The following is an 11,328-nucleotide window of genomic DNA, read 5'->3' on the forward strand; positions in this document are numbered from 1 at the left end:
CAGCTCATCCCTGAGAGTTCGGGACAAAAATATCGCAAATTGCGATATTGTCAATAGCAATCCGTTATATCTTCCGAAACTAGAGCGCCAGCGCCACCAGCACGGCCGCCTCGGTGAGTTCGGTCAAGGCGCCGCAGGTATCGCCGGTCATGCCGCCAAGCCGGCGCATGCAGGACCAGCGCCAGCAGGCGAAGACCAGCGCGGCCACCACGATGGCCCGCAAGCCGTGCCAGCCGGCGAACAGCGCGGCGATCGCGGTGAGCAGCAGCGCCATGCCGCAAGCGATGCGCGATTCGCCCACCAGGGCGCTGCCCAGTCCGCCGCTGCGCACATAGGGCGTGGTCATGAACGCCGTCGTGAGCAGTGCGCGTCCCAGCAAGGGCGCCAGCCACAGCATCGCCGACGGCTGCGGCACGCTTGCCAGCGCCACGAACTTCAACAGCAGCACCAGCACGATCGCCGTGACGCCAATGGGTCCGCTGCGCGGATCCTTCATGATGTTGAGGGTGCGTTCGCGATCGCCCAGGCCACCCACCCAGGCATCCGCGCTATCGGCCAGGCCGTCCAGGTGCAGCGCACCCGTGAGCGCTACCCACGCCACCAGCAACAGTCCCGCCGCGAGCATGGGCTCCGCGCCGGACAGCAACCAGCCAAGGCACCACAGCAGGCCGCCGATCAACAAGCCCACGGCGGGATACCAAGCCAGCTGCGCCGACGGCGACGACGCGCCAGCGAACACCCGCGCCGGCACCGGTATACGGGTGAGAAAGCCGATGGCGGCAAACAATCCGCGCATCAGGCCTTGGCCCGCGTGCCGGTGGGGGGCACCCACTGCAACGCATGCAGCGATGCGTGCGGCACCTCGATATTCGCCATCTCGCCGAAGTCGCGGCCTTCCGCTTCGCAACGCAGCAGGCGGATCGCCCCGCCATGCGTCACCACCAGCACGCGCTGGGTTTCCGCCGCTTCGCCGACATCGTTCAAGGCAGCGCAAAGACGCTCGCGAAAACCGGCAAAGGATTCGGCACCCGGTGGCGGATGGGCGACCGGATCTCTCCAGAAGTTGGCCAGCGCGTCACCCTGCTCCTGGGCCAGGGTTTCGATCGGCACGCCCTGCCATTGGCCGAAGTGGTATTCCGCCAGCCGCGGATCGAGGCGCATCGGCACGCGCCGCGCGCGCGCCAAGTCCTGCGCGAACTCCGCGCAACGACGCAGCGGCGAGCTGACGATGGCATCCCAGCTGCGGCCGAAAATCGCCGCGCGCAACTGGCTCCAACCCAGTGGGCTGAGCGCATCGTCGAGTTGGCCGCGATAGCTGCGCTGCCCGGTATCGCCGTGGCGCAACAGATCGATGCCAACGTGCTTGCCGGTCATGCGCTGCTCACTCCCGCCTGCGCGAAGGTCGCCATGCGCGAGTGCAGCTCGCAGGCCAGTCGCATCAGCGGAACAGCGGTGGCCGCACCGCTACCCTCGCCCAGGCGCAAGCCCAGATCGAGCAGCGGATCGGCCTCCAGCACGGACAGCAGGCGCGCATGACCGCGCTCCTGCGAACGATGCGCGAAGAACATCCACTGGCGGCACGCCGGATGGATGCGCACCGCCGCCAGCGCCGCCGCCGTGGTGATGAAGCCGTCGACCAGCACTGGAATACCGCGCTGCGCCGCGCCGATATACGCACCGCACAAGGCGGCAATCTCGAAGCCGCCGACGCGACCCAACCACGACAACGCATCGTCATCGGCCGGATACAACGCCAGCGCGCGTTCGATCACTGCGACCTTGTGCTGGATGCCCGCTGCGTCCAGGCCGGTGCCTGCACCGGCCAGCGCACTGGGCGATTCGCGCAGGAGACCGCAGGCGAGCGCGGCAGCGGAGGTGGTGTTGGCGATGCCCATCTCGCCACCGATGAACAGCTTCGCGCCGGCGTCTTGCGCTGCCTGCGCGCTGTCGGCACCGGCGCGCAAGGCCAGTTCCAGTTGCACGGCGCTCATCGCCGGTCGCTCGCAGAAATTGCCGGTCTGCGGCGCGATGATGGCGCGACGCACGTTGGGCAGTTCGCCCGGATCGTTCACCGTGCCCAGGTTCACCACTTCCAGCATCGCGCCGAGACTGCGCGCCAGCACGCTGATGGCCGCGCCGCCGTTGGCGAAGTTGCGGATCATCTCGCCGGTGACGACCTGCGGAAACGCCGACACGCCTTCGGCGGCCACGCCGTGGTCGCCCGCAAAAATACTGATCCACACGGACTGCAGCGTGGGCATCGCCACGTGCTGCATGCCGGCCAGCCGCACGGCCAGCGTTTCCAGCGTGCCCAGCGAGCCCGGCGGCTTGGTCAGCTGCGCCTGATGATCGAGCGCACGCTGGCGGCTCTCTTCGTCGATGGCGAAGCAGGGTTCGGTCAGCCAGTCTTGGCTCATGTAAGGCTTCCTTTGAGAGGCATCGGCAAACCGGCGACCACCAGCACCACCCGCTCGCATTGCGCCGCGAGCAACTGGTGCAGCCGTCCGGCTTCATCCACGAATCGCCGCGTCAGCTCGCCCATGGGCACCACGCCCAGGCCGACTTCGTTGCTGACCAGCAACACCTGCCCCTTCAACGAAGGCAGCAGGTGCAGGAGCGCGTCGCGTTCGCGCTTGAAATGTTCGCTATCGGGATGGCCCAGCAAATTGCTGAGCCAGAGCGTGAGGCAGTCGACCAGCACGCAGCGGCCGGGCCGCGCATGCGTCTGCAGTGCATCGGCGAGTGCCAGCGGTTCTTCGACGCTGAGCCAGTGAGGCGGACGCTGCGCGCGATGATGCGCAATGCGTGCAGCCATCTCTTCGTCATGCGCCTGCGCGGTGGCGATGTAGACCACCTCGTGGCCGGATTCGGTCGCCAGTCGTTCGGCCAGCGCGCTCTTGCCGGAGCGCGCGCCGCCCAGGATCAAGGTGCGCATGGCGTGCGCTCCCTGGGTTGCAGCAAACGCTGCAAGGCGGAAATATCGAGATGCGCTTCGACCGCGTCGGCCAGGCGATCGATGCTCGCTTCGCGCAAGGCATGCATGTCCAGCGGCGCGGCATCGCGCAAACCGGCCCAGCCCAGCAATGCGGCGAGCGCCTGCGGTTCGTCGAACAGGCCGTGCAGATAGGTGCCGAGGATCTGCCCGTCCGGCGTCAGCGCGCCGTCCGGCTCGCCCGTACCGAGCCAGCTGGCCGGTTGCCCCAGTGCTGCACCGCGACTGACGCCGCAGTGGATTTCATAGCCGCTCACCCGCGCATCCCCCAGGACCAGTTTCCCCTCCACGCGGCGCAACTGCTTGCGCGCCTCCAGCGTGGTCTCCATCTGCAACCAGCCCAGTCCAGCGCTCGAGCCCGGCTCGCTCTCGATGCCCTGAGGATCATGCACGAACCGCCCCAGCATCTGGAAGCCGCCGCAGATACCGATCACTTTCCCCCCGTAGCGTAGATGCCGTGTGATGGTTTCGTTCCAGCCCTGGGCGCGCAGCCAGGCGAGGTCCGCGCGGGTGGATTTGGAGCCGGGCAGGACGATCAGATCCGCGGGAGGATGGGTTTCGTCCGGGCCGATGAAACGAAAGTCCACCTCCGCATGGGCGCTCAAGGCGTCGAAGTCGGTGTGGTTGCTGATGCGCGGCAATGCCGGCACCAGCACCCGCAGGCGCGCGGCCTGCTTGCGGGCCGTCGCGCGGGGCAAGGCATCCTCCGCTTCCAACTGCAGCCCGTGGAGATAGGGCAATACACCAAGCACCGGCTTGCCTGTTTCGCGTTCCAGCCAGTCCAGCCCGGGCTGCAGCAGCGCCATGTCGCCGCGAAAACGATTGATGACGAAACCGACGACGCGTGCCCGCTCGCTTTCCGAAAGCAGTGCCAGGGTGCCGACGAGGTGCGCGAACACGCCCCCGCGATCGATGTCGGCGATCAGGATCACCGGGCAGTCGACGGCTTCGGCATAACCCATGTTGGCGATGTCGCGATCGCGCAGGTTGATCTCGGCCGGACTGCCCGCGCCTTCGACGATCACGGCGTCGTAGCGGTTGGCCAGACGGTGATGCGAGGCGAGTACGGCATCCATCGCGATGCGCTTGTAGTCGTGGTAGTGGCGCGCGTCCATGTTCGCCACCGGATGCCCGTGCACGATCACCTGCGCGCCGATGTCGCTGTTGGGCTTGAGCAAGACCGGGTTGAAGTCGGTGTGCGGCAACAGGCCGGCGGCTTGCGCCTGCACCGCCTGCGCCCGGCCGATCTCGCCGCCGTCCACGGTGACCGCGGAATTGAGCGCCATGTTCTGCGGCTTGAACGGCGCCACCGACATGCCACGTCGATACGCCCAACGGCACAACCCGGCGACCAGCGTGCTCTTGCCTGCATCGGAGGTGCAGCCCTGCACCATCAGTACGCTGGCGGTCATGGCGATGATTCCTTGAAGTTCAACGTGCCGAGCGCGCGGTCGAGTCGCTGCAACGCAGACGCATCGGCGGGCAAGCCGAAACGCAGGCTGGCGGGCGCATCGAATAGCCGGGTCAGGATGCCCTGCTTCGCCAATGCCACGTGCACGTGCTCGGCGCGTGCGTCCTGCCACCATTGGAAGAAGGCGCTGCCCCCAGTAGGTAACAAGCCATGGCGTGACAATACGGCCGCGAGGCTGTCGCTCGCTGCGTGCAGCCACTCGCGCGCGCTCGACTGCCACACGCGATCGGCCAGCGCCTGCGTGAGCACATGACGTGCCGGCCCGTTCAATGTCCACGGCCCGAGCTGTTCGCGTAGTCGTTCGAGCAGTGTGGGATGCGCCGCGACAAATCCGGCGCGCGCGCCCGCCAACCCGAAGAATTTGCCGACCGAGCGGAGCACGATCAGTCCCTCGCGATGGGCTTCACAGCACAGGCTGTCGTCCGGCGTGGCATCCATGAAGGCTTCGTCGACCAGCAGCCAGCCGCCGCGTGCGGCGAGCGACGCGTGACAGGCCAACAAAGCTGCGCGCTCGAAACGATCGCCCGCGGGATTGTTCGGATGGATCAGCACGATCACGTCGAAGCGCGAGGCTTCCGCGAGCAACACGGTCCCCGGCAGCGTTTCGACCATGTGCCCTGCGCGACGCCATGCATGCGCGTGCTCGTTGTATCCGGGAGCGATCACGCCAATGCGTGAAGCTTGCCGCAGCGCGGGCAGCGCCTGGATGGCAGCCTGCGATCCGGCCACGGGCAACAGATGCTTCGCTCCGTAATACGCACAGGCAACTTCGATCAGACCATCGTCATCTTCCGGGAGTCGCTGCCACACCGACGCAGGAATCGGCGGCACCGGCCATCCGAACGGACTGATGCCGGTGGAAAGATCCAGCCATGCATCGGGCGCCATGCCATAGGTCTGCGCCGCCCGCAGCAGGCGCCCGCCGTGCTCAAGCATGCGAGGCTCCCCAACGGACGATGCCAAGCACAACCATCACTGCCAGCCACAACATCACGCCGCGACGAACCAGCTGCAGCGCGCGCACGATGGAACGCGCATCGGCGGGATCGCCTTCGCCCAGTGCTGGCCGGGGTTCCCACACGCCGTCGTAAGGCGCGGCACCGCCAAGGCACACGCCCAGCGCGCCGGCACCGGCAGCCATCACCGGACCTGCATTGGGGCTGTCCCATTGCGGCGCCTGTACGCGCCAACAACGCCATGCGCGCGCCGCATCGCCCAGCAATCCATAGCTGAGCGCGGTCAAGCGCGCCGGCAGGAAGTTGAGTACGTCATCGAAGCGCGCCGCCGCCCAGCCGAAGCGTTCATAGCGCGCGTTGCGATAACCCCACATGGCGTCCAGCGTATTGGCCAGCCGGTACAACACGGCGCCTGGCACACCCAGCACGGCGAACCAGAACAGCGCGCCGAACACGGCATCGTTGCCGTTCTCCAGCACCGATTCGGTCGCCGCGGCGGCGACCTGCACGTCGTCCAGCGACACCGTGTCGCGACTCACCATGCGCCCAACGGCCGTTCGCGCACCGAGGATATCGCCCGCTTCGAGTGCGCGAGCTACTGGCATAGCGTGATCGCTCAAGCTGCGCAGACCGATCACCAGATAAAGCACTACAGCCTGATAGACGAACCACAGCCACGGCGCGACATGCATGAGCCATGCGCCGAACGCCCAGGCAGCGAACACGACGGGCAGCACGACCGCGCACCACGATGCGATACCCGACGAGCGACGGTCGCGATAAAGGCGCGATTCGACGAAACTCGCCAGACGTCCAAACGCCACCAAGGGATGGAACCGCCGCGGCTCGCCCAGCCACGCATCCAGCAGCACCGCTGCGACCATGGCCAGGGCCGTCGTCATGACTGGAACAACGCCACTGCAGCGGTTGGATTCGAGGGAAAGTACAGGTGCATGAAGCTCGCGGTGAAGCGTTCGCGCCGGTACACGCCCTCCCGGCTGGGACCGCCATCCGGATTCGTCGCCATGGCCAGTGGCGCCTCGCCGATCTGCGCAAGAGCGTAGTGGAAGGTGTGGCCGCGCAACTCACCTTCGGGCAGGCCGATCGACTGCATGCCCAATCCACCCAGCCGCGCCTGCATCGCTGCATGGCCGCGCAACAGACCCGCCATGGGAAAAGCGACGCCATCGGTTCCGGCAAGGGAGTCCAGCGCGTAGAGCATGCCGCCGCATTCGGCGAGCAAGGGCCGGCGCGCATTCACGTGATCGTGCAAGGCATGGCGCAGCGCATCGTTCGCGGCGAGCGCCGGCAGATGCAATTCCGGATAGCCGCCCGGCAGCCACGCGGCGTCGCACTCCGGCAGCGGCTCACCGGCCAGCGGCGAGAAGAAGCGCAACTCGGCGCCCGCCTCGCGCAACAGATCGAGGTTGGCCGGATACAGAAAGCAGAAGGCCGCATCGCGGGCGATGGCGATGCGGCAACCGTGCAGCGTGGCCGGTACCGAAGCGCGCGATGCCGCAGGAAAGGCCACGGGCGTGGGAAGCTCGGCGGAAGCATGGGTTGCCCAGGCGTCCGCCAACGCGTCCAGCCGCGCATCGATATCGCCCAGTTCGCCGGCCGCCACCAGGCCCAGATGCCGCTCGGGCAATGCCAGCGACGGATCGCGCGGCAACGCACCCAGCCAATGCAGATGGGACGGCACACTGCCTGCGAGCAATTGCGCGTGATACGCGCTGCCCACACGATTGGCGGCAACGCCATGCACAAGGAGCCCTTCGCGATAGTTGGCCAGACCCAAGGCCAGGGCACCGAACGTCTGCGCCATCGCCGAGCCGTCGATCACGGCCAGCACCGGCAGGCCAAAACGTTGCGCCAGGTCGGCGCTCGACAGCCCGCCATCGAACAGCCCCATCACGCCTTCGATCAGCAAAAGATCCGCGTCGCCGGCCGCTTCATGCAAGCGCGCGCGCACGTCGTCCTCGCCGTTCATCCATAGATCGAGCTGGTACACGGGCGCGCCGCTGGCGCGCTCCAGCACCATCGGATCGAGAAAGTCGGGGCCGGTCTTGAACACGCGCACACGCCGGCCCTGGCGCACATGCCAGCGCGCCAGCGCAGCGGTCACCGAGGTCTTGCCTTGTCCCGATGCGGGTGCCGAGATCAGCAGCGCGGGACAGGATGTGTTCGTATCGCTCATCGCCGACTCCGGTCGTTCACTCGCATGCTTCAGCAGGGAAAACGCGTCAGAGCTCGATGCCCTTCTGCGCCTTGATGCCCGCCTGGAACGCGTGCTTCACCAGGCGCATCTCGGTCACCGTATCGGCCAGTTCCACCAGTGTGTCCGGCGCACCGCGACCGGTGATCACCACGTGCTGCTGCGGCGGACGCGCCTTGAGCGCTTCGCACACCTTCGCCACGTCGACGTAGCCCTTCACCAGGGCGATGTTGAGTTCATCGAGCAGCACGAAGTCGATCGAGGCATCGGCCAGCATATCGGCCGCCACCTTCCACGCCGCTTCCGCCGCCTGGATATCGCGCGCCTTGTCCTGGGTTTCCCAGGTATAGCCTTCGCCCATCACGTGGTAATCGAGCTCGTCGGGAAAGCGGCGGAAGAACGCTTCCTCGCCGGTGGAGAAACTGCCCTTGATGAACTGCACCACGCCGCAACGGAAACCGTGCCCCAGCGAACGCGCCAGCATGCCGAAGCCCGACGAGCTCTTGCCCTTGCCGTTGCCGGTGTTCACCACCAGCACGCCGCGCTCGATGGTGGCGCGGGCGATCTTCCGGTCGACCAGCTCCTTCTTGCGCTGCATGCGCTCGCGGTGGCGCTCTTCCGGACCGGATTGTTCGGGCGTGTCGCTCATGCTCAGGCTTCCTTTTCATGCGCCGCGGAAGCGGAGGCCATGCGCGCGATCACCGCATGCAGCACCAGCGCTACGGCGACATAACTGATCGTGGTGCGCACGAACAGCGGACCCCACTGCCACAGGCGCGACAGGTATTCGGCCATATGCGGCTGTGCATAACGGCCGCCCAGCCAATAGAACGAACCGTTGGAAACCGCGAAGGACAACACGGCGGCCACCACCGCCACGCAAAACGCGCCCAGCAGCGACAGCGCGCCCTGATCCACGCGCGGCGCATACCAGCGGCCGGCGTACCAAAGCACCGCATAGGCCAGGGGCAGGAACGAATAGGCCAGCGTCACGCAGAAATCGCTCACGCCGGCATAGCTGATGGACACCCAGTCCAGCGCCACGGCGAGCAGCACCATCGCCACGAACGTCCAGTGCCTACGCAGATACAGGCCGCCCAGGAAGAACACCGCCATCGAAGCATCAGGCAGATGCAGCATGTCGCCGAAATGCTTGAAGCGGGTGGCGATCATCACCGCCACCAAGACCAGCCACAACGCGTTGAAACGGGAACCGGAGAGTGCTTTCACAAACGACTCCTATCGAAAGGCATCCTGATCGAAAAACGCCGAGGCCTGGTCAGGCCCCGGCGTCATGGCTTACTGCGCAGGCTGATAACGCAGGGTCAACATGTAGTTACGACCCGGCTGGTTGTAGTACCAGGCGGTCTCGTAGTCCTTGCCGAAGGCATTGTTGAGCGCCAGCTGCAGCTTGAAGTCGCGCGAGATGGCATAGGCCACGCGCAGGTTGGTAATGGCATAGCCGCCCAGCGGATGCTGGTTGGCCAGGTCGTCGTAGCGACGGCCCGAGACATACCAGGTGCCGCCCACGCTGAAGTCGCCGAAGCTGCGATCGAGATCGATGTTGCCGGTCTGGCGCGCACGGCGCGGCAACAGGTTGCCTTCGTAGGCGGCCGATTCGTCGCGCGGATCCAGCCAAGTGGCCGTGCCCGTCACCAGCCAGCCCAGCACGTGCCCGCTCACCACGCCTTCCGCACCACGGATGCGTGCTTCGTCCACATTGCCCGGCGCCTGCGTCGCTGCGTCGTAGGTGATCAGGTCGGTCACGTTGTTGCGGAACGCATTCAACGACCAGTAGCCCCAGCCGTAGCTGCCGCGCAAACCCAGCTCGATGTTTTTCGAGCGCTCAGGCTTCAGATCTGGATTGCCGTAGTACGGGTAGTAGAGATCGTTGAAAGTCGGCGCCTTGAACGCGGTGCCGTAGCTGGCGGTTAGGCGCAGGGTCTGAGTGAAATCCCAGCCCCACAGCACGCTGCCGGTGTTCTTGCTGCCGAACTGGCTGTTGTCGTCGTGGCGCACGCTGGCCTGCACGGACTGGCTGCCGAAGGTCTGCTGCCACTGCGCGAACACGCCGCGATCGATGCGGCTGTCGACCGGCAAGCCGGTGAATGCATTGTTGTAGCCTGCCGTGCTGTCCACTTGGTCGCGCTGCCAGTCGAAGCCCGTGCTGAGCAAGCCGCCCCAGAAACCGACATCCGCCTGCAGCGTGCCGATGTCGCGGTGCGTGTCGAAGCGATCGACGTAGACGCCCTGGTAGAAGTCCTTGCTGAAGTCGCCGCTGGTGCCGAGGCTGAGCGTAAGCTTCACGTTGGACGCCGGTCGATAGTGCACGCTGCCGCCCACGATCTGCGTGGCGCTCTCGTCGGAGTCGGTGTACGTGCCGTCGTAATAGTTGTGACCTTCGCTGCGGAACAGGCGAACGTCCGCGTCCCACTGCTCATCGAACTTGTAGCCGCCCTGCAAGGTCAGCGCGTTGTTGCGATAGCCGTCCTTGTCCGGCTGGTCGGCAAAGCAGGCGGCGCCGACTTCGGCCGCACCGACGCGGCAGGAATTGATGCCGTGGGTCTGGTCATGCGATGCCTCCAGCGAGTACCAGGCATCGCCACTCTTGCCGGCAAAACCGGCCGAACCAGTCAGCGTGCTGTAGCTGCCCACGCCCAGGCTGAAGGACGGCACGAACGCGCCTTCCGGGCGGCGGGTGAAGATCTGGATCACGCCGCCGATCGCTTCGGAGCCATACAGGCTGGAGAACGGACCGCGCACGATCTCGATGCGTTCGATCTGTTCGAGCGGGATGTCCTGCAGCGCAGCCGTGCCCAGCGTGGCCGAACCGATCTTGATGCCGTCGATCATCACCAGCACATGGTCGGCTTCGGTGCCGCGCAGGAACGCACTGGTGGCCTTGCCCGGACCGCCATTGTTGACGATGGACATGCCCGGCGTGCCGCGCAGCAGCTCGCCCAACGAAGACGGCTGCAGGCGTTCGATATCGGCGCGGTCGATCACCGTCACTGCGGACAGCGTCTGGTTCTGGGTCTGCTCGGTACGCGTGGCCGTGACCACCACGCCGTCGAGATTGGTGGTGTCGTCGGCAAACGCCGGGAAAATGATGGTCAAGAGCGCCGTCGCCAGTACGGAGCGACGGATCGTGGAAAGTCGGATGGTCAAAGTACTGCTCCTCAACCGCGCCTGCCCGCGCGGATCGCATGGAAAATAGACAGGCGGAGGGAGCGTGGCGGCCGTGCGTGTGCGCGGCATCCATGACACGGCCCACCGCCAGTCTGGTCGTACCTCAAGGCCGGTCTCCGGGCTCGCGGGCGAAGACGTCACGTCTTCCGGAACGACGCCTTCCCATGCGCTTGGCACAGTGGCTGATGTCGCTCCGCCGATCCTCATCTGGATCGCGCCTGCCTACCGTTGCGGGGGCAGCTCCGGAATAGGCGCCTAAGCGCCGCACCGGATTCCCGTTTCAACTCCCAGCCGACTGGCTGGGGGTCACCTCAGGTTCGGGGATGGTAGCAGAGTGAGGCGTGTGGCCGCTGGGGCGAGGCAGGCTTTAGGGGTGAGCCGTCTCGCCGGTTTCGTTCGTGCGCACGGTCCTGTGGGAGCGCACCCTGTGCGCGACAGCCGCGCTGGATGTACCGCTCCGTAGGTTTGTCGCACACAGGGTGCGCTCCCACAGTAGCCCTACAGC

The 11,328-nt window shown here is 66.3% G+C and carries 11 protein-coding genes and 1 riboswitch; all 11 genes read right to left on the reverse strand.

The genetic code is table 11. From position 1 onward, the window contains the following. Positions 1–79: 79 nt before the first annotated feature. The 11 genes from ACN9MB_RS18120 to btuB all read right to left on the reverse strand — a co-directional run bounded on the left by ACN9MB_RS18120 (position 80) and on the right by btuB (position 10,892). Entirely contained in the window at positions 80–799 is a 720-nt protein-coding gene (locus ACN9MB_RS18120; RefSeq protein ID WP_426271944.1) for an adenosylcobinamide-GDP ribazoletransferase, read from the reverse strand. Then, the gene (locus tag ACN9MB_RS18125; RefSeq protein WP_204637057.1) at positions 796–1,374 is read right to left on the reverse strand and encodes a histidine phosphatase family protein; all 579 of its coding nucleotides are present in this window, start codon (positions 1,372–1,374) and stop codon (positions 796–798) included. The genes ACN9MB_RS18120 and ACN9MB_RS18125 overlap by 4 nt, the downstream gene beginning before the upstream one ends. Next, positions 1,371–2,417, reverse strand: a complete 1,047-nt coding sequence (gene cobT / locus ACN9MB_RS18130) for a nicotinate-nucleotide--dimethylbenzimidazole phosphoribosyltransferase (RefSeq protein WP_426269791.1) — start codon at positions 2,415–2,417, stop codon at positions 1,371–1,373. Before cobT ends, ACN9MB_RS18125 begins: the two co-directional genes overlap by 4 nt. Further along, complete coding sequence (gene cobU / locus ACN9MB_RS18135; RefSeq protein ID WP_426269792.1) at positions 2,414–2,935, reverse strand: bifunctional adenosylcobinamide kinase/adenosylcobinamide-phosphate guanylyltransferase; 522 nt, start codon at positions 2,933–2,935, stop codon at positions 2,414–2,416. Before cobU ends, cobT begins: the two co-directional genes overlap by 4 nt. Next, positions 2,923–4,404 (reverse strand): cobyric acid synthase, encoded by a 1,482-nt coding sequence (locus tag ACN9MB_RS18140; RefSeq protein WP_426269793.1) that lies wholly within the window; start codon positions 4,402–4,404, stop codon positions 2,923–2,925. The genes cobU and ACN9MB_RS18140 overlap by 13 nt, the downstream gene beginning before the upstream one ends. Beyond that, the gene (gene cobD, locus ACN9MB_RS18145; RefSeq protein ID WP_426269794.1) at positions 4,401–5,399 is read right to left on the reverse strand and encodes a threonine-phosphate decarboxylase CobD; all 999 of its coding nucleotides are present in this window, start codon (positions 5,397–5,399) and stop codon (positions 4,401–4,403) included. Before cobD ends, ACN9MB_RS18140 begins: the two co-directional genes overlap by 4 nt. Beyond that, positions 5,392–6,321 (reverse strand): adenosylcobinamide-phosphate synthase CbiB, encoded by a 930-nt coding sequence (cbiB, locus tag ACN9MB_RS18150; protein WP_426269795.1) that lies wholly within the window; start codon positions 6,319–6,321, stop codon positions 5,392–5,394. Before cbiB ends, cobD begins: the two co-directional genes overlap by 8 nt. After that, on the reverse strand, positions 6,318–7,616 hold the full coding sequence (locus ACN9MB_RS18155) for a cobyrinate a,c-diamide synthase (protein WP_426269796.1): 1,299 nt from the start codon (positions 7,614–7,616) through the stop codon (positions 6,318–6,320). Before ACN9MB_RS18155 ends, cbiB begins: the two co-directional genes overlap by 4 nt. Positions 7,617–7,662: 46 nt before the next feature. After that, positions 7,663–8,283 carry a cob(I)yrinic acid a,c-diamide adenosyltransferase gene (gene cobO, locus ACN9MB_RS18160; RefSeq protein WP_426269797.1) on the reverse strand — a complete coding sequence of 207 codons (621 nt, stop codon included), beginning with the start codon at positions 8,281–8,283 and terminating at the stop codon, positions 7,663–7,665. 2 nt (positions 8,284–8,285) lie between these two features. Continuing rightward, positions 8,286–8,864, reverse strand: coding sequence for a hypothetical protein (locus tag ACN9MB_RS18165; protein ID WP_426269798.1), 579 nt, complete (start codon positions 8,862–8,864; stop codon positions 8,286–8,288). A 69-nt stretch (positions 8,865–8,933) separates the two neighbouring features. Further along, positions 8,934–10,892: a TonB-dependent vitamin B12 receptor gene (gene btuB, locus ACN9MB_RS18170; RefSeq protein ID WP_426269799.1), complete on the reverse strand. Its 1,959-nt coding sequence runs from the start codon at positions 10,890–10,892 to the stop codon at positions 8,934–8,936. Between the two features lie 21 nt (positions 10,893–10,913). Next, positions 10,914–11,152: riboswitch (cobalamin riboswitch) on the reverse strand. Between the last annotated feature and the right edge of the window lie 176 nt (positions 11,153–11,328).

The organism is Dyella kyungheensis (assembly GCF_049913195.1).
GTDB classification, from domain to species: domain Bacteria; phylum Pseudomonadota; class Gammaproteobacteria; order Xanthomonadales; family Rhodanobacteraceae; genus Dyella; species Dyella kyungheensis.

What these genes read in the sequence shown, in the direction of transcription:
- ACN9MB_RS18125 (WP_204637057.1), bottom strand. Translation starts at nt 1,374, where the DNA reads ATGACCGGCAAGCACGTTGGCATCGATCTGTTGCGCCACGGCGATACC.
- cobT (WP_426269791.1), bottom strand. Translation starts at nt 2,417, where the DNA reads ATGAGCCAAGACTGGCTGACCGAACCCTGCTTCGCCATCGACGAAGAG.
- cobU (WP_426269792.1), bottom strand. Translation starts at nt 2,935, where the DNA reads ATGCGCACCTTGATCCTGGGCGGCGCGCGCTCCGGCAAGAGCGCGCTG.
- ACN9MB_RS18140 (WP_426269793.1), bottom strand. Translation starts at nt 4,404, where the DNA reads ATGACCGCCAGCGTACTGATGGTGCAGGGCTGCACCTCCGATGCAGGC.
- cobD (WP_426269794.1), bottom strand. Translation starts at nt 5,399, where the DNA reads ATGCTTGAGCACGGCGGGCGCCTGCTGCGGGCGGCGCAGACCTATGGC.
- cbiB (WP_426269795.1), bottom strand. Translation starts at nt 6,321, where the DNA reads ATGACGACGGCCCTGGCCATGGTCGCAGCGGTGCTGCTGGATGCGTGG.
- ACN9MB_RS18155 (WP_426269796.1), bottom strand. Translation starts at nt 7,616, where the DNA reads ATGAGCGATACGAACACATCCTGTCCCGCGCTGCTGATCTCGGCACCC.
- cobO (WP_426269797.1), bottom strand. Translation starts at nt 8,283, where the DNA reads ATGAGCGACACGCCCGAACAATCCGGTCCGGAAGAGCGCCACCGCGAG.
- btuB (WP_426269799.1), bottom strand. Translation starts at nt 10,892, where the DNA reads ATGCCGCGCACACGCACGGCCGCCACGCTCCCTCCGCCTGTCTATTTT.